This is a genomic window from Flavobacterium sp. (assembly GCF_029945805.1).
In the GTDB taxonomy this organism is placed as follows: Bacteria; Bacteroidota; Bacteroidia; order Flavobacteriales; family Flavobacteriaceae; genus Flavobacterium.
Window position 1 is genome coordinate 1 of the sequence record NZ_JAQSDH010000039.1, and the last position, 19,069, is coordinate 19,069.

The window sequence follows — 19,069 nt, forward strand, 5'->3', positions numbered from 1 at the left end:
GAATACATGCCTGTCACGCATGGGGTCGCGGGTTCGAGTCCCGTCCAGACCGCTAAATTGGGGAAAGCACTTTGGAAACAAAGTGCTTTTTTGCCCAAAAAAAGGATTTTTTTAAGTTCATTTTTTAGCTCCCAAAAAAGTAAATGAAATGTATTTCCGAAGAGAAATTCGGTAAGTCATTCAAAATTAGTTGTGTTGTTTTGCTACGACTTTGTAACTCGTAGCGCGGTTTAGTAGTTAGACCAATGAAAAGCTTTCCACTTTGTTGTGGATGGCTTTTTTGCTTTTAGGAACTTTCGTTTTTTTTACTACTTTTGAAGTATATGAGAAGAGCAATACAAATCATACTTTTTACATTTCTATTTTTTGCTGCTACCAATGCGTTTGCGCAGCAAAAAGCAGGAACTGATTCGGATACTGAAATCAAAGAAGTGCTTTATACAAAGTATAAGAAAGAAGTTCAGGCCTACGACAAAAAAGAGTTTGATGCGCTGTTTTTCGATTATTTCAAAAAGCAAAAAGATCAAAATATGACACTTACCAAGGAAGAGTTTTATTCGTACACGATTAAGATTGCGATCTATTCTGAGAAGTTAGGTCTTTTGTACAAAGATCAGAAAGCTGAGGCACACCGCACGAAACAAGAATGGTTTGACAAAAGTTATGCTGATTATTTAAATTCCAAAAAATAGATTTTGAAAAAAATTTTAGCAATAGCAGTACTTCTAATTCTTCAATCCTGTCAGTATTTTGATAAGCAGGTTCCCGATGAGAAAGAGTTGTTGGACAAACAACTTAAGGAAATCAATTGGAATGAAGTAGACGAATATCCATCGTTTGCAGATTGTGAGAAATTAGCAAATGCAGATCAACGCAAGCAATGCTTTTTCGAATTCCTGGCAGCAACAATTGAACAAAAACTTGCGGTTGATACTTTGGCGACTTTATTTCCAAGATTGGATACTATTGAGGTTAAAGTGACGGTTTTCCCAAATGCTTCGATGCAGTTTGAACCGCAATTCCCAAAAGATTCCGTAGCCTACGACACCATAAAAATTGATAGCATCCTGCATGCGCGATTGATCGATTTCCCTAAAGTGAATCCCGCGATTAAAAGAGGCATTCCTGTGAAAACACAATTTACACTTCCTGTAATTATTAAGTCGGAGTAATTTTTTTGAAGCTATTCCGGCGGTCCACTATATCTTTTACAGCTATCTGGTTTTTAAAAACCAGATGGCTGTAAAAGGATGCCGTTTCCATCCGGGCTATTTCCTAAAAGTTCTACCTTTCCACTTAAAGTTTCCAAACAACGAGTAAACTCCAACCAAACTGCAGAAGAAAGGGTAAATGATACTACTTGCTATGGTTACAAAAAAGGTTCCGTTTCGCAGATAGGAGTTTGATTTGTAGAGTAAAATAGAATCAACAACATACTTCGATAGAAATATAAATAGGACTATTTTCCAGTTTAGTAAGGGAAAAGGGAAAAGGGAAAAGGGAAGAAGCAAAAGGCAGAAGGCAACAGTTAAGCTTAGGTTCATCAGTAGAACTAAAACCGCCAATGATTTTGCGTATGTACTTTTATAACCTGTTGATTTTCCCGCCCAGCGAACGCGTTGCATAAAGAGCTTGAACAAATCGTTTTCAGGTTTTGTTTTGACAATGAAATCAATGTTTTTCAGGTAATGTACTTTTTCTTTATTCAGGTCAACTGCTTTCTGTAATAGCAAAACGTCGTCGCCACTTGCTTTATCGTTTATTCCGCCAAAGCCACCAATTTCAGTAAAGAATTTTTTAGTGTAGGCAAAATTCGCTCCGTTGCACATAAAGGGTTTTCCAATACCAAAACTTCCAATAGTTACGCCTTGCAAACTCATCAAATCCAATTGCTGAAAATGATGAAACCAGTTGTTTTTGTTTTTATACATCACGGCGCCAACAATCATTTCGGGTCCGTTCGATTTGGTATTTTGCTGAATGTAATTGTCTAATGTCAGCAACCAGTTTTTAGAAACTATGCAGTCGGCATCGGTTGTAACAATCCATTCGTGTTTGGCAATCGGAATGGCCCTTCCTAAAGCATCTTTTTTGGGCGAATTAGACAATAGTAAGTTCTCCAGAAGCGTGGTGTCAACTGTTTGATGATGAATGCGCCATTGGTTGTAAACTTGAGTCGAATTGTCTTTAGAAAAATCATCAACCATCACAATCTGAATCAATGAAATGGGATAATTTAATTTTGAAATTGATTCCAAAAGCTTCCCCAGATTTTTTTCTTCATTACGAAAAGGAACGACAATCGTAAAAGCTGTTTTTGGAGCTAAATCTTTTATTTTAAAGGATTTTACTTTGTTGAATCCAAGAATCAACTGTATAATAAAAACAATATAGACCAATAAAATAACAAGCAAAACAATTGAAATTAGTTCCATTTTGGTTTAAATTTTAATACATAATAACTTCCGATAACGACCGGTAAAACTACGTTCAAAAACCACATCAATGTGGATATGAATACTACAATCCATTCGTTAACACCCAGCTTTCCGAAGAAAAAAACAGCCACGCTTCCTTTTACGGCAAAATCTAAAAATTGAAAACTTGGTAAAGACGAAGCCAGGAAATAAACAGCTGCAATTGTCGCCATCATTGTTAGATAAGGTAAATCTACATCAAAAGCGAGAAATAAAAAATAGTACTGATGCGAAAAAACCAAATAACGGCAAAGTGCCAAAAAGTTGTTTTTATTGTGAATCCGTTTTGGGATTTCATTGATTTTATCAATCAGTTTTTCGATGGAATAACCTTTGATTTTGAATTTTTTTGATAATAAAGCCAGTAGGCAAATGGCAAAAGCCAATAGTAGTATTGCTAACGACCATTTCCAATAACCGATAATTTCCAAACCAATCGTACCAAACAGAATAGTCAAAAACATCTGAATTCCGTTGCAGATGAGGTTCAGGAAGATGATTTGTTTTGTTTTGCTTTTTTCGAAATACAGTGCTTTTCCAGCATATTCTCCGAGACCGTTTGGTGTGAAAATCCCAGTTGTCAGAGCTCCGAGAACTTGCTTGGTAGATTCGCCAACAGAAATAGGTTTGAGAAACGAAACCAGATTCTGCCATTTTAAAATTTCCAGAAAACGATTGGCAAAACTAAACGACAGCAAAAACAGAATTCCTAAAATAGAGAACTTCTCTTTAAGCAAGTTTTGGAATTTACTCCAATCGAGTTTGTCATTATTGGCCAATTGATCGTAAATGAAATAAAAAGCAGCAGTTACAATCAAAAGTTTGATTAGAAAAACGAGGAATTGCTTAGATTTGTGTGGAATTGTAATCATTGTTGCAAAGGTAGTCAATTTGGAAATTTGAAAATTTGGAAATTTGAAAATGAATTACGCAATTTTAGCCAACAATAAACAATAAATCTCCGACAACTAAAAATGGCAAACGAACGTATCATATTAGGAATTGACCCCGGAACCACCATTATGGGATTTGGGTTGATAAAAGTCGTGAACAAGAAAATGGAATTTCTTCAGCTGAACGAACTCATTTTGAGCAAATATGATGACCATTATACCAAATTGAAGGTCATTTTTGAACGCACCATCGAACTTATCGAAACCCATCATCCCGACGAAATCGCGATTGAAGCACCGTTCTTCGGAAAAAATGTGCAATCGATGCTGAAACTTGGAAGAGCACAAGGCGTGGCGATGGCAGCTGGACTTTCACGAGATATCCCAATTACCGAATACGAACCTAAAAAAATAAAAATGGCCATCACCGGAAACGGAAACGCCAGCAAAGAGCAGGTAGCCAAAATGCTGCAACAGCTTCTTGGACTAAAAGAACTTCCTAAAAATCTCGACTCAACTGATGGTTTAGCAGCGGCAGTTTGTCATTTTTTCAATTCAGGAAAAATAGTTGGAGCTAAAAGTTATACCGGTTGGGATGCTTTTGTAAAACAGAATGAAGAACGAATTAAAAAATAGTTTTCAGTCGCAGTCGCAGTTTTCAATACTGTTGACTGATACTGAGGCAGCAAACTAAAATGAGCGGTATTTATATTCACATCCCTTTTTGCAAACAAGCTTGTCATTACTGCGACTTTCATTTTTCGACTTCATTAAAGAAGAAAGACGAGATGGTTTTGGCTTTAGCCAATGAAATTGCGATGCGTAAAGGTGAATTCGAAGATGATCCCGAATTCTCGGGAGTAGAAACGATTTACTTTGGTGGCGGAACGCCTTCGATATTAGAAATTGATGATTTAAGATTATTGATAGATACCGTTTACAAACATTACAAAGTTGTAGAGAATCCCGAAATTACTGTTGAAGCCAATCCAGATGATTTGTCGGAAGAACGAATTATCGAATTATCTAAAAACAAAGTAAACCGCCTAAGCATCGGAATTCAGTCGTTTTTTGAAGACGATTTAAAGCTGATGAATCGCGCTCACAATTCGGCAGAAGCCAAAAAATCTTTAGAAATAGCAACTCAATATTTCGATAACATTTCGATCGATTTGATTTACGGCGTTCCCCAAATGAGCAACGAAAAATGGCTTCAAAATATTGAAACAGCCTTGTCTTTCAATGTGCCGCATATTTCGAGTTACGCTCTGACAGTCGAGCCAAAAACAGCTTTGCATACCTTTATCCAAAAAGGAATTATTCCGCAGCCTGATGATGAAGTGGCACAGGAACATTTTCATTTGTTAGTTGATAAGCTCGAAGAAAATGGATTTATTCATTACGAATTATCCAATTTTGGCAAAGAGAATTACTTTTCGAAAAACAATTCGAGTTATTGGTTAGGCAAAAAATACATCGGAATTGGTCCATCAGCGCACAGTTATAACGGAATTTCAAGAAGCTGGAATGTTTCGAATAATGCGCAATATCTGAAATCAATTGCCGAAAATCAATTACCATCAGAAACCGAAACCTTAACCCAAACCGATCGTTATAACGAATATGTAATGACGGGTTTACGAACGATCTGGGGAATTTCATTGGATAGAATTGAAACCGAATTTGGGACAGGTTATTTAGATTATCTGAACCAACAAGCGGCGAAATATGTCGAAGATCATTTGCTTTTTGTGGATGAAAACGTGCTGCGAACAACCAAAAGCGGTAAGTTTTTGAGTGACGGAATTGCTTCAGACTTATTTTTATTAAATTTGGAGTAATGTAACCGCAAGGTTCGCAAAGTTTTACGCAAAGAACGCAAGCAAGATTATTATGACTGAGAATTAATTGTCTAGAATTGTTTTTGATTGTGCTTTAAAAGTGCATCAAACATTAGGTCCTGGACTTTTAGAAAGTGCTTATGAAGAATGTCTGTTTTATGAATTGAAGAAAAGTGGATTAGATGTTCAGAAACAAAAAGCTCTTCCGCTTGTTTATGAAGAAGTAAAACTTGATGTTGGTTATAGAATTGATATTATCTTTGAAAACAAATTAATTATAGAAGTTAAATCAGTTGAAGTCTTGAATGATATTCATTTTGCGCAATTGTTGACTTATTTAAAACTCACAGATTGCAAGCTAGGATTGTTAATCAATTTTAATGTCACATTAATAAAAAACGGTATAAAAAGAATAGCAAATAACCTTTAAAATCCTTAGCGAACAGTGCGTAAATCTTTGCGCCCTTTGCGGTTAAATCCTATGATAGCAACAATAAACAACTTCCAAATCGACCTATCAAAACCCATTGATATTTCTATTCCGTTGACGAACACTGATGCGAATCCGATTGCTTGGTATATTGAAAAACCACAAATTGAACCTGTTCGTTTTGGCGATTGGATTGGAAAAGTGTCGGAAGGAAGTTCGACTAATTTTAACAACATTTTCTTTAATCCACACGGACACGGAACGCACACTGAATGTCTTGGGCATATTACCAAGGAATTTTACAGCATCAATCAATGTTTGAAACAATTTTTCTATACAGCCGAATTAATTTCGGTTGAACCAGAAAAGCGAGGAGATGATTTGGTTATAACTAAGGCTCAAATCGAAAAGGCACTGAGAACTTCGACTGCGCTCAGCGAGACAAGAGAAGCAATTGTCATTAGAACTTTACCCAATTTAGAAAGTAAAAATCATAAAAAGTATTCGAATACAAATCCGCCTTATTTATTAGAGGAAGCGGCGACTTTCATTCGAGAAATCGGAATCAAACATTTACTGATTGATTTGCCGAGTGTGGATCGGGAAGAAGACGAAGGGAAATTATTGGCTCACAAAGCATTTTGGAATGTAAAAGATGTCAATAACTTGAATGCAGACGCCCGACTGGATTGTACGATTACCGAAATGATTTTTGTAGATGACACCATCAAAGACGGAAGTTATATTTTGAACTTACAATTCGCTTCGTTTGAAAATGATGCTTCGCCAAGTAAACCAATTCTATATACTACTTTAAATGTTGAATTATAAATTTTAAATGAGATTCAATTTAAAATTCAAAATTTAGAATTTAAAATAAATTTTAATGATGATAACCGTTTCCACAGATAAAAATAAGCTTGATGTTCCGTTTATACAGAACTTTTTGAAAGATACCTATTGGGCCAAAAACAGAACAATAGAAACGATGCAAATTTCTATTGATAATTCGTTATGTTTCGGAATTTATTTGGATGATGCCCAAGTTGGATTTGCAAGAGTCATTTCAGATTTAGTTTCTATTGCCTATTTGATGGATGTTTTTATCATTGATGAACATCGCGGAAAAGGATATTCGTCAATTCTTTTAAATGCAATAATGAACGAGCCAAAATTACGAGAGATAAAGATTTGGGGATTAGCGACTCTCGATGCTCATTTTTTATATAAAAAGTTTGGATTCACATCAGTGGAAAATCCTGAAAAATTAATGGAAAAAATCATAAAATAAACAATGAACATTAAGCAATTATGCCAGATATAATAACCGTTTCCACAGATAAAAATAAGCTTGATGTTCCGTTTATACAGAATTTCCTAAAGGATATTTATTGGACCGCAGGACGAACGATTGATGAAGTTCAGACTACAATTGACGCTTCGTTTTGTTTCGGAATTTATTTGGATGAGGAGCAAATTGGTTTCGCCCGAGTGATTACTGATTATATTGTTTTTGCTTACATGATGGATGTTTTTATTGAGGAGAAACACCGCGGAAAAGGCTATTCCTCCATTTTAATTGAAGCCATGATGAAAGAGCCAAAATTACAACAAGTGAAAATATGGCGATTGGCAACTTCGGATGCACATTTTTTATACGAGAAATTTGGCTTCAAAGCATTGGCTCATCCCGAAAAAATGATGGAAAAGATTGTTTAAATTACGAATTACGAATTACGAATTACGAATTACGAATTACGAATTACTTTTTGATTAGCAACCTTAAAACGCTTGACTATTATGAACATTGAACAACTATACGAATTCTGTTTGTCTAAAAAAGGTGTTAGTGAGCATTTTCCTTTTGATGAGGATACTTTGGTTTTTAAAGTTGGCGGAAAAATGTTTTGTCTTACATCATTAAAAGAATGGGAAAAAGGAAGTCCATCACTCAATTTAAAATGTGTTCCTGAAAGGGCCGAAGAACTTCGAGCCGAATATGAAGCAATAAATCCGGGATTTCACATGAGTAAAATTCATTGGAATACGGTGGACTTCAATTCTGATGTTTCCGATAAATTCATGTGTGAGCTTATTAATCATTCCTATGATTTGGTTTTCAAAAGTTTGACCAAAAAGTTACGTGACGAGATTCTCCAATTAGAAAAATAGATATTATTTTTATTCACCCGAAATAATAAACTTCCATTTAAATTAATTACTTCTTGAATTTATGCTTTTTTCTGACATTCAATTTTCACTCGGCTACAGCAAACAATCATTTGTCGAATATAATTGAAGCTTTATAGAAATTTTCAAAAAAAATACAATATTTGGATGAATTTTGTGAAATCCTATGAAATGAATAGACTGTTAAATATCCTTTTTATTGATGACGATGTTATTGAAGTTATGAAATTTAACAGAGTTCTGGATAAATTAAATTTAAATCATAAAGTAATTGAGGCAAATAATGCGAAAGAAGCATTGTCGATTTTAAAAAATAAGGACATAATTCCAGACCTAATTATTTTAGATTTAAAAATGCCTGAAATTAATGGTGTAGAGTTTTTAAGAATAGTAAAGAATGATGATGGTTTAAAAAGAATTCCATTAGTTGTTTTTACTACTTCGAATGATTTACATGACATTTTAAAATGTTATGAAATAGGTGTTTCTGGTTATATGCTTAAACATTTGAAGTATGAAGATTATGAAATCATTGTTGAAAAAACCCTTAATTATTGGTCTTGTAACGAGTTAACATAAAAAATTATGTACGGAATTATAAATAAGTCTATTCAAGATTTAGTTGTTTTTAACTTTGGTATAGATAAGTGGAATGCTATTAGAGAAAAAAGTGGTATTGCGCAAGATTTTTTCATTAGTAATGAACCTTATGATAATGATATAACTTTCCAATTAGCTAAGGCGGCTGCTGTTGAAATGAATATGTCTTTGTCTGATGTTCTAATCACTTTTGGGGAATGGTGGGTTTTAAAAACTACTAAAGAGAAATATGCCGGATTAATGGAGTCAGGAGGCTCTAATTTAAAAGAATTTATAGCGAATTTGCCAGAATTCCATAATAGAATTATGTTGATTTATCCAAAATTGTCACCGCCTGAATTTAAAGTTACGGACGTTACAAATACTAGTATGAATTTGCATTATTTATCCAGTAGAGAAGGCTATCAGGAATTTGTTAGGGGATTAATACAAGGTCTATCAAAAATGTTTAATGAAAATATAAATTTAGAGTTGATTCAATCAAGAAATGACGGACACTCTCATGAAATTTTCAAAATTACCTGGTTATAGAATGAAAGATTTTCAATTTCAATTTGATGCATCAAGCTTCAATAAACTTTTTCCATTTTATATTTTAATCGATGCAGATTTGAATATAAAAAAATATGGGGAGAGTTTGTCTAAATTAATACCTTCATTAAATGAAAACACTAAATTTATTGAGGTATTTTCAATAAAAAGACCTTTTGTTTCACTGTTAGCTGCTACTGATTTTATTGAATTGGTGGATCAGTTAATAACTATTGAGGCATTGCATCAAAATCAGATTATTTTAAGAGGTCAATTTCAAAAGCATAACGGATACTTTCTTTTTGTAGGTTCTCCTTGGTTTGTTTCTATGGAAGAGGTGACAAACAATAAACTCAAACTAAATGATTTTGCTACGCACGACCCCTTAATAGATTTGCTCCACGTTTTAAAAGCCCAAGAGTTAACAAGTCAGGATTTAAAAGAATTAATTGATAAAATTAACGAACAACAAAAAGCGCTTACAAAAGATAAAGAAGAAATAAAACAACTTTCACTGGTAGCAAGTGCTAATAAAAGTGGCGTTATATTAACTGATTTAGATGGGAAGATTTTTTGGAGCAACGAGGCCTATCTTGAATTGACAGGATATTCAAGGTGCGATGTAATAGACAAAACTATTGTTAACCTTGGCGTTTCTGAATTGTCAGATCATGCAGTTTTAAAAAGCATGATAACTGCTTTTAAATTTGGAGAAAACTTTGATTGTGAAATTTATCACAAGAAAAAAAATAATGATTGGTTTTGGGCAAGAACGAAAGGACAACCTGTATTGGATACACAAGGAAAGGTAGTTCAATATTTTGTAATTATAGATGATATAACTAAAGAAAAAGAAATTAATGACAAACTGAAAGAATCCGAAAGTAGGCTTACTTCCTTGATATTGAATTTACAAACAGGTATTTTACTTGAAGATGAAAACAGGAAAATTTTATTAGTTAATAAAGAGTTTTGTAGCATGTTTGGTATAAATGCGGAACCCAATTTTATGATAGGTATGGATTGCACCAATTCTGCCGAGGAATCAAAAGGGTATTTTCATAATAGTGAACAATTTGTTCCAAGAATTAATGAAATTTTGAGCAATAAAGAGATTGTTTTAGGGGAAGAATTAAGATTAATTGATGGAAGAGTTTTGGAAAGAAGATACATTCCAATAACAAGTGATGGTATATATAAAGGGCATCTTTGGAGCTATACTGATATTACATTAAACAAAAAGTACAATGAAGGATTACGACATGAAAAAGAAAAATACAGAAGCATAATTGATAACATGAATATCGGATTAGTAGAAGTTGCTTTAGACAAGACGGTCCTACTGGTAAATAATAGATTTTCTGAAATGATAGGGTATCCAGTCGATTTTTTAATTGGAAAGAATGCCTCCGATTTGAGTTTAGATTCTGCAAGTAAAGAAAAATTAGAAACTAAATTAGCAAACCGAAAGTTAGGATTATCTGATTCTTATGAGTTGTCAGTTACAAATAAAAACGGAGAACTAAAGCAATGGCTGATTAGTGGTGCTCCAAATTATAATCTTAATGGCGAAGTGATAGGCTCTATTGGGATGCATTTTGATATCACAGAAACAAATAATTTAGAAATTCAAAAGGAAAAATTATTAAAACGATTAGAAAAACAAAACGAGCAATTAAATGAATATGCGCACATGGTTTCTCATGATTTGAAATCGCCATTGCGAAGTATTCATACGTTAATAACATTTATAAGAGAGGATAACGAGGTAACGTTTAATAATAAAACACGAAAATATTTTACGCTAATTCAAGAAAAAGCAGAAAAAATGGACCGCTTAATTCAAGGGATATTGACTTATTCAAAAATTGAAACTGTTGAAGGAAGTAAGGAAAAATTTAACTTAAATGAACTAGTAAACCATATACTTAGTATTCTTTTCATCCCTTCTAATGTTAAAGTAATAATTGATAAAAAGTTGCCTGTAATCGTAGCAGATAGATTTAGAATTCAACAATTGTTTCAAAACCTATTAAGTAATGCAATCAGTTATAATGAAAAAACAAATGGAATTGTTGCTATAAGTTTTGAAGAATTTAACGATTATTTTGTTTTTTCAATTCAAGATAACGGGATTGGTATTCCTGAGAAGAATCAAAAAAAAATATTTCAAATGTTCCAATCAAGTAATACAAATGAAACGGCATCAGGAATAGGACTTTCAATTGTTAAAAGGATTATAGATAATTTGAACGAAAAAATTTGGTTAGAGAGTGAAGAAAATGTTGGCACAAAATTCTTTTTTACGATTCACAAATAAAACAATCGATGAGCAACCTAATTTAGAATACATAGATAAATTAGCCGATGGAGATGAAGTTATTAGAGAGCGATTGATTTCAGTTTTAAAACAAGAATTCCCAGAAGAGTTTGCATTATACAGAAAACATATTCTAAATTCTAATTATAGGCAAGCAGCAGAAAGCGTTCATAAAATAAGACATAAAATTGGGTTGCTTGGGCTTGAAATCCGCTATTATTCAAGTAAAATATGAACAAAACTTAAGAAATAATTTGACTCGTCATCAAATTGAATTTGAAAATACCATAACTAAAATAGATTTTTTTTAAATAAAATATAAAAATGAGATGTATAATAATTGATGACGAAAAGTTGTCTAGAGAGATTTTATCTGTCTTGATATTTAAATCATCTGATCTGATCTTAGCTGAGGAATTTTCCAATGCTATAGATGCCATAAAATATCTTAATGAAGATAATGAGGTAGATTTAATTTTTTTAGATATTCATATGCCTAATTTCTCGGGTATTGATTTTATAAAAACTATTAAAAATCCGCCAAAAGTTATAATGGTTACAACTGATCAAAATTTTGCCTTAGAAGCATTTAATTATGATTGTATTAATGATTATTTGGTTAAACCTATTCAAGGGGAACGTTTTGATAGAGCTGTTGAAAGGTCAAAGTTAAAGAAAGAGAAAAAATTAACTTCTACTGCGCCAAATGTAGATTTAACTTCAACTGAAATTTATATTAATATAGACAAGCGCTTGGTAAAAATTGACATATCAACGATAAAGTATATTCATGCTTTTGGGGATTATATTGATATCATAACTGAAACAGTAAATTACAAGGTACATACAAGTTTAAAAAAAATAGAAGAGAAGCTCCTGCCTTTCAATTTTTTAAGAATCCATCGTTCTTATATTATTAATTTAAATAAAATAATTGATATTCAAGATGCTACAGCTTTAATTGGAAAAAGTGTAATCCCGATTAGTAGAAATAAAAGAAAACCTTTGATAGAATCTCTTAACCTTCTCTGATTTATCGTTGCTTACTAATAGTTATAGATGAAAGCCAATTTTAAAGTGGCTTTCTTATTTTATCACGCAACGAAAGTTTGTTTGTCTACAGTTATTGTGCTTTTAGCATTAGGTAAGCCATTTTCAGCGATTAATGTATTTTACCGAATATGTGAATATTAATTTAGCTTTAAAATATTTAATAAATGAAGACTCTACCATATAAACTTATTATTAGGCTCTATTTTCTTATTTACTAACGCAATATTGTTTTCTCAAAATGAAGATTATTCGGAAATAGTTTTAAAGTTTAACAATGAATTAGGAACTAGTTATTATCCTTTGAAATTTTCTAGATTTTTTCGAAGTATTTATAATGTACTTAAATAAATAAAAAATGATAAAAAAGACTTTTATTTATGATACTTCAAGGGGTTTTGCCGCTCTACTAAAGCAGTATTATTCAGACAAGATGGATATACATATTTGTGTTAGTAAAAAGTGTGTTAAAAACTATAAAATAAAAGATTTTGAAGTTTGTTTCTTTATTGTAAATGAATATGAAGATCTTTTTTTGTTACCTGATATATATTTTGAGATTGAACATTTTTTTGTTACCACACCAAAGAAATATTTTATAAAAAAAATAGAGAATTTAAAATTAGAACATGCTGTTATTATTGACTTCGATTACAGTAAAAAAGATATGTTAAAAGTTATTGATTACAATTTGTCGCGTTTTGTGTTAAATGCATCATCCACTGAGGTTTAATACTTTTAAATTCAATTAGGATTAATACTTTCCAAGAATTTTTGATGTTTTCAAATAAATTAAAAATAAATAAATTTATACAAGTATGGAATACAAAGATTTTTACAGTGCATGTCAAAATTTAAAAGAATTTTTGAAAGAACAAGATAAGCTTAATAATGTTGTAAAGCTACTATATCCTAGTTCAACATTTTTTTTTGAATTTGGAAATAAATTCATTGATGATTATATAACAGTTGTAGAACTAGCTTTAGGTGATAAGTTAACTTTATTCAGTTGGTTTGTTTTTGAGAATGAATTCGGAAAAAATGAATTGGTATTGAAGGTTAATAATTTCGGTTATAAAATATGTAATGAAGAACAGTTTTTTGATATTTATATTCAAAGCAAACGTAACCTAGTCTCACTAACTTCTATTGTCTGATTTATCTTTTTTTTATTTTTTTTAAACTTAACTTAAAACATACACAATCAACTTAATTAAATAGCTACAAAAACGAAAAGATGTTAAACGAAGAAATTTTAAATACAATTAAAAACAAATCATCAGACGGTGGCATTGATGCAATATTATCAATAATTCAGTTCTATAAAGGCAACTCAGTTATTTTCGATTTACAACATGTTGTTAATTTATATGATTCAAATTCACCTTATGAAGCAATTGAAAAAATAATTTCAAATTTTGAATTAGAGTCAACAATTTGTACTACAGCGAATATTACAGAAGTAAAAACGTATGCACAACCAATAATAATTAATTTAAATAATAAAGAAAAAGAATCTCATTTCGTAGTTTGTAAAAATTATGACGATACATTGGGGTTCAGAATTGAAGACCCTATAAATGGAAATTATTATGCATCAGAAAAGGGTTTAGAAAGTATGTGGAAGGACAAAAAATGTATAACTTTTGCTTCCCGTTTAAAAAAAACAAATTTTAGTCTTAAAGAATATTCGGATGAGTTTGATTAAATTAAGTGTCAAACGCACAATGTTTTAGTAATTCATTTTATTTACCGATAAACACAAATAAATAATTATTTAACCCTTACGATTTGCAATGATAAATGAAAAAATCAGTGGCAGGTTTTTGAGATTTTCTAAATTATTTTCAATTAAATTGCAACGTTATTATAAAAAAAGATATGTTAAGTTTTCATTCCTCCTCTGCAAGAATTATTAATACAAAAAAAAATGTTGAAGAATGTCTTGAAATTGCTTTAGGCAATGACAATCAAATTGTTGATTTGCTTATATATCATGCGTCGATAGGTCATGATTTTAATGACATTTTGCATAAATCAAAAGAACTACATCCAAATGCAGACGTTGTGGTGGCATCTTGTTGTGGTATTGTGGGTAAAGAAGGCGTTAGTGAAAGCATGAAAGATATGGCCTTAATGGCTGTAAAAGGTAAGGATTATGCTATAAGTCATGTTGATGGTATCTACGGACACAATTCTTATGAAAAAGCTTTGGAAATGGCAGTATCTCTTAAAAGCCAAAAAGAGTCCATAAACATGATATTTTTCATGGCATCGGGTATCGATATTAACAATTCCGATTGCATTACTGCATTTGAAAGCGTATTTGGTAAAGAAGTAACACTATTTGGAGCTACATCTTCCGACAATATGAAAGGAGTAATCAGTTATCAAGCCGTAAACGATAGGGTATATGAAAATGGTGCTTTTGCGATTGGCTTTTGTGATACATCATTAAAAGTACATACAAAAGCTACACACGGATTTTTAGCAGTAGGTGACCCACTTATCGTGACTAAATCGACAGGGCATATTATTCATGAATTAAATAACAAGCCAGCTTGGGGAGAATACATTAAACATTTAGGTTTGTCTGAAGAAAGTGCAACATGCGCAGATACTATCCCTATTGGAGCTTTGGCAGAGCAATTGGATGATAATTTAAGTTTAGAGTATGGTAATCGGCATATTTTAAGAGTCGTTACCAAACACGATGGAAATGATATGCATTATGCTACAACATGTAAAGTAGGCACAAAATTATGGCTTACAATAAGAGACGAACAATTAATTTTTAATGAAATGGATAAGATGACTGCATCATTACTCAAGGAGGTCGGGGATGATAAAGTTGTGGCCGTTTTTCATGCAGATTGTTTAGCAAGAGGCCGTTTTTTATTCAATAAAATCTATAAAGAAGAATTAGTAGCCAAAATGCAAACACCATTTTTCAATAATGGTGAGTGCCCGCCATGGTTAGGAATGTACGGTTTTGGGGAATTTGCACATTTAGGAGGACAAAATGAGTATCATAACTACACTACGGCTTTATACTTAATTACAAGGGATGCTTAATAATTTTTTAAAATGAGCGAAGAAATAAAAGCTGCTGAAAATAGAGACGGTGAATACAGGTTGTTGCAAGAAGAACTTAACAGTTTACAACTTAGGTTAAAAAACTATACCAACATTCAGCAAAAACTTATTTCTGCAAATCAAATAATTGACAAACAACTTGAAAATTACAAGAGGTTAAACAATTATATAAAAACATTAGTAGAAGCAACTACCATAGAAAGTTTCAAATCTAAAATCCCTGAAGCCATTATTGATATTTTCAATTTTGAAAGTTCAATGGTTGTTTTTGAGGACCAAAATCACACTGCTGTTTATAGTGAGGGTCTTAATAATATTCCCCATTCAAGCGCTGAAAATATTTTTTTAGCTGTAAATGAAATCACGAAAAAATATAATAACAGAAAACCTTTTTTTATTAAAAGAGAGGAATTAAACACACAAAGGGCACTAGATGATTTTGATAGAATTTTGGTTGTAAAATGCAATTGTATTGATGAAATGTATAATTTTTTTCTAGTTGGTTTTGTGTCCAAAAAAGCTTCTTTTAATTATGAAGCAATGAATTCAGAAGAGTTATTAATGTTTGATAATTTCTCAGAGCAAATGTTTTCTATTTTAAGGCAAAATATATACAAATACAATTTAACTAAAGAAAAAGAAAAGTATGTAAGCATTATTGATAATTTGAATTTAGGCTTATTAGAACTAGACAATGATGACAAAATAAAAATGCCTAACCAATGTTTTTCTGAAATATTTGGTTATTCAAAGGAGGAGTTAATTGGCAAAAGTGCAGCTGACATTTTATTTGATAATTACACCAAAAAGGGAACCAAAAGAAAAAACAGTTCGTTTAAAAAGAATTTTTCTGATATTCAAGAAATTCAAATTTACACACCCAAAAAGCAAAAGCGCGATTTATTGGTTGCGAGTGCGCCAAGTTATGACTCCAAAGGAGACATCAATGGATCAATTGGTATTTATCTTGACATAACTAAAAACAAGGAATTAGAAAACAATCTTTTAAATTCTAACATAGAGTTGAAAAAAATAAATTCTGAATTAGATACGTTTGTTTACAGAGTAACTCATGATCTTAGAACGCCAGTACTTTCTATTATTGGGCTCATTGATTTAATAAAAGACGATTGCAAAAAAACAATAGCCGAGAACATAGTGCCAATTAATCTAGTTTCTGAAAGTACTGAACGATTAGATAAAACAATACAAGAAATATTATATTATTCAAAAAATGCAAGGCTAAGTTTAGAGATAAAACCCATAGATATTTGTGAAACTGTTACTAATATATACAATGATGTAAGATTTTCTACAACTAAGTTGATACAATTTGATACAAATTTTAATACTATTACAAATATTGTGACTGACTTATACAGATTAGAAACCATACTTAAAAACATTATCAATAATGCCGTTAAGTATTCAAATCCGAATAGCGATGTCGTTTCTATAAAATTCAATATCGAAGAAAATGCAAACAAATACATTATTACAATTAGTGATAATGGCTTAGGAATAAAAGAAGAGCATGTTGATAAAATATTCAATATGTTTTTTAGGGGTACAAGTGCTTCTGTTGGAACGGGTTTGGGTTTGTTTATCGTAAAAGAAGCAGTTGGAAAATTAAATGGGAACATACAGGTCACATCTAAAGTAAATGTTGGAACGACTTTTACAATTAAACTTCCAAAAAAATATGAATATGAAGTTAGATAAAATAATGTTAATTGATGATGATAAGATTTTCAATTATCTACACACAAAAATTTTAGAAAAAATTAATAGCAATTATGAAATAATCTCCTACGAGTCACCTTTTGAAGCGTTCAGATATTTGATTAATTTAGCTATAATTGATATTCCTAGTGTTATATTTTTAGATATAAATATGCCAGAGTTAAACGGTTTTGAATTAATAGATAAGATAAAAAAAGAAAAAAAGGAAGTATTAAAACACTTAAATATTGTTATTGTAACATCGTCTTTAAATCCTTATGATTACGAAATTCATAAACAATATGATGTTATTAAAGCTTTTTGCAATAAACCTCTCAATTTAGAAAAATCACAAAGTATTATAAACTCATTATTGATAAAAAATTAAATACACTATTATTTAACCCTATTAAATGTTTTTCAATTTATTATTTCTAATATTTAGACAAAAAATAAGACCATTTTTAATTGAATAAATAGCTTTTTTGTATTGAGGTTTTGGTGTTTTATTTGCTTAGCTGCCAAAAAAATATTGTCAACGGATTAATCCTCCAAGGTGAATACGACAATTACAAGAATGAGATTCTGAGTCACATGTAATTCTAAGGCATCACTAATAGGGCAAAAGGCAATAGTTGATTTATTTTAACTAGTGCCTTTTTACTTTTGGCTATAAACTTTTCTTCTGTTTTTCTACAAATCCATCAGCTTGTAGTTTCAGTAATTCGATTGCGCCTTTCTTTTTGTAGTTGTATAATTCTTTATCATCCCGAATATCAGCATATACTTTATCATAAATTTCGGCATCAGTTTTCTTCTGTAATTCACTTTGATACCGATTTTGAGAAATCACGTTTTTGATTCCCATTTCCTGATCTTCCTGTTTAAAATCATATTCACCTTTCGGCGATAGCAATTTGGCAATAATTGGCGAAGTTTCTATGGCTAAAAACAAGAGCATAATAAAGAAAGATGGAAGCCAGGGCAGTTTTCCTAAGGCATTAATTCGGGCCATTAAACCATCAAAACCATCAATGATGGGTTTGGTTTCTGATACTTTTTTATCCAAATCAGCTTGAAGTGTTTTAGCTCGGGATTGTTTGTCGGCAAGTAATTTTGTGCTGCTTACTTTGAGCGAATCCAATTGGGTTGAAGCCAAATCATAAGCGGCTCTTTTTTCTTTGTAGATTGGACCTTTTCCCATTTTTTTCGTTCCAGCCGAACCTTCTGCTTCAGTTATGTACGACTGATATAAGGTAGTAACTTCCTTTTCTTTTTTCGTTATATCAGATTTCAAACTATCGATTTCAGCTTTATTTTTATCGACATCAGTCTTGAAATAATTCGAAACCTGGTTTTTATTAGCGATAGCCATTTCATTTTTCTCTTTCAATAAAACGGTGTTGATTTCTTTCTCGAAAATTTTGATTTCTAATGGTTTTGAGATTACGATAGCAATGATAACTGCTAAAATAATTCGCGGAGAAGCCTGAATTAATTCGTCTAGAAAACGATCTCGCTTCTTGATAGTAGAAACTATGAATCTATCCAAATTGAAGATTAACAAACCCCAAACTAATCCAAAAGCAATTGCAATATAAGGATTGTCAAAAACAGTAAAGAGCGCATAACTACCAGCTATAAAAGCCATAACTGCTGTAAAGAAAACAGTGGCGCCAATACCCGCATATTTGTTTTGTTCGCCGTTGGAACAAGAGTTCACAATGTCACTATCGACACCGGAACACAGAAGGAAAAAACGTTTTAACATGATGATGATTTTTTTTTTTTGATTGAAGATTACACAAATATAACGCCAAATAATAAGGTTTATTGTAAATGGTTGTTATATTAGTTTTTAAGCCATTATTGTCCGATAAAAAATAAAACCGTTTGATTTTATTTCATATCTATTTGTT

The 19,069-nt window shown here is 31.5% G+C and carries 23 protein-coding genes; 20 read left to right on the forward strand and 3 right to left on the reverse strand.

What is annotated here, in order from left to right:
- Positions 1–323: 323 nt before the first annotated feature.
- Together PSU83_RS10510 and PSU83_RS10515 are read left to right on the forward strand one after the other, a co-directional pair.
- Entirely contained in the window at positions 324–692 is a 369-nt protein-coding gene (locus PSU83_RS10510) for a hypothetical protein (protein WP_300589391.1), read from the forward strand.
- A 3-nt stretch (positions 693–695) separates the two neighbouring features.
- Positions 696–1,172 carry a hypothetical protein gene (locus PSU83_RS10515; RefSeq protein ID WP_300589392.1) on the forward strand — a complete coding sequence of 159 codons (477 nt, stop codon included), beginning with the start codon at positions 696–698 and terminating at the stop codon, positions 1,170–1,172.
- Positions 1,173–1,268: 96 nt separating this feature from the next.
- Here the strand turns inward: PSU83_RS10515 and PSU83_RS10520 are convergent, their stop codons facing one another.
- Complete coding sequence (locus tag PSU83_RS10520; protein WP_363319888.1) at positions 1,269–2,435, reverse strand: glycosyltransferase; 1,167 nt, start codon at positions 2,433–2,435, stop codon at positions 1,269–1,271.
- Positions 2,426–3,349, reverse strand: coding sequence for a hypothetical protein (locus PSU83_RS10525; RefSeq protein ID WP_300589393.1), 924 nt, complete (start codon positions 3,347–3,349; stop codon positions 2,426–2,428). Before PSU83_RS10525 ends, PSU83_RS10520 begins: the two co-directional genes overlap by 10 nt.
- A gap of 102 nt (positions 3,350–3,451) precedes the next feature.
- Here PSU83_RS10525 and ruvC point away from each other — a divergent pair, with 102 nt between their 5' ends.
- The 18 genes from ruvC to PSU83_RS10615 all read left to right on the forward strand — a co-directional run bounded on the left by ruvC (position 3,452) and on the right by PSU83_RS10615 (position 17,538).
- Positions 3,452–4,006 carry a crossover junction endodeoxyribonuclease RuvC gene (gene ruvC / locus PSU83_RS10530; protein ID WP_300589394.1) on the forward strand — a complete coding sequence of 185 codons (555 nt, stop codon included), beginning with the start codon at positions 3,452–3,454 and terminating at the stop codon, positions 4,004–4,006.
- Positions 4,007–4,065: 59 nt separating this feature from the next.
- Positions 4,066–5,211, forward strand: coding sequence for a radical SAM family heme chaperone HemW (gene hemW / locus PSU83_RS10535; protein ID WP_300589395.1), 1,146 nt, complete (start codon positions 4,066–4,068; stop codon positions 5,209–5,211).
- A 67-nt stretch (positions 5,212–5,278) separates the two neighbouring features.
- Positions 5,279–5,641: a GxxExxY protein gene (locus PSU83_RS10540; protein ID WP_300589396.1), complete on the forward strand. Its 363-nt coding sequence runs from the start codon at positions 5,279–5,281 to the stop codon at positions 5,639–5,641.
- Positions 5,642–5,692: 51 nt separating this feature from the next.
- Positions 5,693–6,472, forward strand: coding sequence for a cyclase family protein (locus PSU83_RS10545; protein WP_300589397.1), 780 nt, complete (start codon positions 5,693–5,695; stop codon positions 6,470–6,472).
- Positions 6,473–6,530: 58 nt separating this feature from the next.
- Positions 6,531–6,932, forward strand: coding sequence for a GNAT family N-acetyltransferase (locus PSU83_RS10550; protein ID WP_300589413.1), 402 nt, complete (start codon positions 6,531–6,533; stop codon positions 6,930–6,932).
- 29 nt (positions 6,933–6,961) lie between these two features.
- Positions 6,962–7,360, forward strand: coding sequence for a GNAT family N-acetyltransferase (locus PSU83_RS10555; RefSeq protein ID WP_300589414.1), 399 nt, complete (start codon positions 6,962–6,964; stop codon positions 7,358–7,360).
- Between the two features lie 81 nt (positions 7,361–7,441).
- Positions 7,442–7,813 carry an MmcQ/YjbR family DNA-binding protein gene (locus PSU83_RS10560; RefSeq protein WP_300589398.1) on the forward strand — a complete coding sequence of 124 codons (372 nt, stop codon included), beginning with the start codon at positions 7,442–7,444 and terminating at the stop codon, positions 7,811–7,813.
- A gap of 189 nt (positions 7,814–8,002) precedes the next feature.
- Positions 8,003–8,410: a response regulator gene (locus tag PSU83_RS10565; protein ID WP_300589399.1), complete on the forward strand. Its 408-nt coding sequence runs from the start codon at positions 8,003–8,005 to the stop codon at positions 8,408–8,410.
- A 6-nt stretch (positions 8,411–8,416) separates the two neighbouring features.
- A complete protein-coding gene (locus tag PSU83_RS10570) occupies positions 8,417–8,962 on the forward strand; it encodes a heme NO-binding domain-containing protein (protein ID WP_300589400.1) in 546 nt (181 codons plus the stop codon).
- A 1-nt stretch (position 8,963) separates the two neighbouring features.
- A complete protein-coding gene (locus PSU83_RS10575) occupies positions 8,964–11,282 on the forward strand; it encodes a PAS domain S-box protein (protein WP_300589401.1) in 2,319 nt (772 codons plus the stop codon).
- Complete coding sequence (locus PSU83_RS10580; RefSeq protein ID WP_300589402.1) at positions 11,245–11,517, forward strand: Hpt domain-containing protein; 273 nt, start codon at positions 11,245–11,247, stop codon at positions 11,515–11,517. Before PSU83_RS10575 ends, PSU83_RS10580 begins: the two co-directional genes overlap by 38 nt.
- Before the next feature lie 89 nt (positions 11,518–11,606).
- Positions 11,607–12,314, forward strand: coding sequence for a LytTR family DNA-binding domain-containing protein (locus PSU83_RS10585; RefSeq protein ID WP_300589404.1), 708 nt, complete (start codon positions 11,607–11,609; stop codon positions 12,312–12,314).
- Between the two features lie 376 nt (positions 12,315–12,690).
- A complete protein-coding gene (locus PSU83_RS10590) occupies positions 12,691–13,065 on the forward strand; it encodes a hypothetical protein (RefSeq protein WP_300589405.1) in 375 nt (124 codons plus the stop codon).
- Between the two features lie 85 nt (positions 13,066–13,150).
- Positions 13,151–13,489: a hypothetical protein gene (locus PSU83_RS10595; protein ID WP_300589406.1), complete on the forward strand. Its 339-nt coding sequence runs from the start codon at positions 13,151–13,153 to the stop codon at positions 13,487–13,489.
- Positions 13,490–13,569: 80 nt separating this feature from the next.
- Positions 13,570–14,040: a cysteine peptidase family C39 domain-containing protein gene (locus tag PSU83_RS10600; RefSeq protein ID WP_300589407.1), complete on the forward strand. Its 471-nt coding sequence runs from the start codon at positions 13,570–13,572 to the stop codon at positions 14,038–14,040.
- A 173-nt stretch (positions 14,041–14,213) separates the two neighbouring features.
- Complete coding sequence (locus PSU83_RS10605; protein ID WP_300589408.1) at positions 14,214–15,407, forward strand: FIST N-terminal domain-containing protein; 1,194 nt, start codon at positions 14,214–14,216, stop codon at positions 15,405–15,407.
- Between the two features lie 12 nt (positions 15,408–15,419).
- Entirely contained in the window at positions 15,420–17,150 is a 1,731-nt protein-coding gene (locus PSU83_RS10610; protein WP_300589409.1) for a PAS domain-containing sensor histidine kinase, read from the forward strand.
- The gene (locus PSU83_RS10615; RefSeq protein WP_300589410.1) at positions 17,137–17,538 is read left to right on the forward strand and encodes a response regulator; all 402 of its coding nucleotides are present in this window, start codon (positions 17,137–17,139) and stop codon (positions 17,536–17,538) included. The genes PSU83_RS10610 and PSU83_RS10615 overlap by 14 nt, the downstream gene beginning before the upstream one ends.
- A 282-nt stretch (positions 17,539–17,820) precedes the next feature.
- Here the strand turns inward: PSU83_RS10615 and PSU83_RS10620 are convergent, their stop codons facing one another.
- A complete protein-coding gene (locus PSU83_RS10620; protein ID WP_300589411.1) occupies positions 17,821–18,921 on the reverse strand; it encodes a DUF4407 domain-containing protein in 1,101 nt (366 codons plus the stop codon).
- Positions 18,922–19,069 lie beyond the last annotated feature (148 nt).

Bases quoted from the DNA above. Each gene is read 5' to 3' on its own strand.
- PSU83_RS10610 (WP_300589409.1), top strand. From the start codon at position 15,420: ATGAGCGAAGAAATAAAAGCTGCTGAAAATAGAGACGGTGAATACAGG.
- PSU83_RS10615 (WP_300589410.1), top strand. From the start codon at position 17,137: ATGAAGTTAGATAAAATAATGTTAATTGATGATGATAAGATTTTCAAT.
- PSU83_RS10570 (WP_300589400.1), top strand. From the start codon at position 8,417: ATGTACGGAATTATAAATAAGTCTATTCAAGATTTAGTTGTTTTTAAC.
- PSU83_RS10565 (WP_300589399.1), top strand. From the start codon at position 8,003: ATGAATAGACTGTTAAATATCCTTTTTATTGATGACGATGTTATTGAA.
- PSU83_RS10560 (WP_300589398.1), top strand. From the start codon at position 7,442: ATGAACATTGAACAACTATACGAATTCTGTTTGTCTAAAAAAGGTGTT.
- PSU83_RS10510 (WP_300589391.1), top strand. From the start codon at position 324: ATGAGAAGAGCAATACAAATCATACTTTTTACATTTCTATTTTTTGCT.
- ruvC (WP_300589394.1), top strand. From the start codon at position 3,452: ATGGCAAACGAACGTATCATATTAGGAATTGACCCCGGAACCACCATT.
- PSU83_RS10595 (WP_300589406.1), top strand. From the start codon at position 13,151: ATGGAATACAAAGATTTTTACAGTGCATGTCAAAATTTAAAAGAATTT.
- PSU83_RS10605 (WP_300589408.1), top strand. From the start codon at position 14,214: ATGTTAAGTTTTCATTCCTCCTCTGCAAGAATTATTAATACAAAAAAA.
- hemW (WP_300589395.1), top strand. From the start codon at position 4,066: ATGAGCGGTATTTATATTCACATCCCTTTTTGCAAACAAGCTTGTCAT.
- PSU83_RS10580 (WP_300589402.1), top strand. From the start codon at position 11,245: ATGTTGGCACAAAATTCTTTTTTACGATTCACAAATAAAACAATCGAT.
- PSU83_RS10575 (WP_300589401.1), top strand. From the start codon at position 8,964: ATGAAAGATTTTCAATTTCAATTTGATGCATCAAGCTTCAATAAACTT.
- PSU83_RS10550 (WP_300589413.1), top strand. From the start codon at position 6,531: ATGATAACCGTTTCCACAGATAAAAATAAGCTTGATGTTCCGTTTATA.
- PSU83_RS10585 (WP_300589404.1), top strand. From the start codon at position 11,607: ATGAGATGTATAATAATTGATGACGAAAAGTTGTCTAGAGAGATTTTA.
- PSU83_RS10600 (WP_300589407.1), top strand. From the start codon at position 13,570: ATGTTAAACGAAGAAATTTTAAATACAATTAAAAACAAATCATCAGAC.
- PSU83_RS10525 (WP_300589393.1), bottom strand. From the start codon at position 3,349: ATGATTACAATTCCACACAAATCTAAGCAATTCCTCGTTTTTCTAATC.
- PSU83_RS10545 (WP_300589397.1), top strand. From the start codon at position 5,693: ATGATAGCAACAATAAACAACTTCCAAATCGACCTATCAAAACCCATT.
- PSU83_RS10520 (WP_363319888.1), bottom strand. From the start codon at position 2,435: ATGGAACTAATTTCAATTGTTTTGCTTGTTATTTTATTGGTCTATATT.
- PSU83_RS10590 (WP_300589405.1), top strand. From the start codon at position 12,691: ATGATAAAAAAGACTTTTATTTATGATACTTCAAGGGGTTTTGCCGCT.
- PSU83_RS10620 (WP_300589411.1), bottom strand. From the start codon at position 18,921: ATGTTAAAACGTTTTTTCCTTCTGTGTTCCGGTGTCGATAGTGACATT.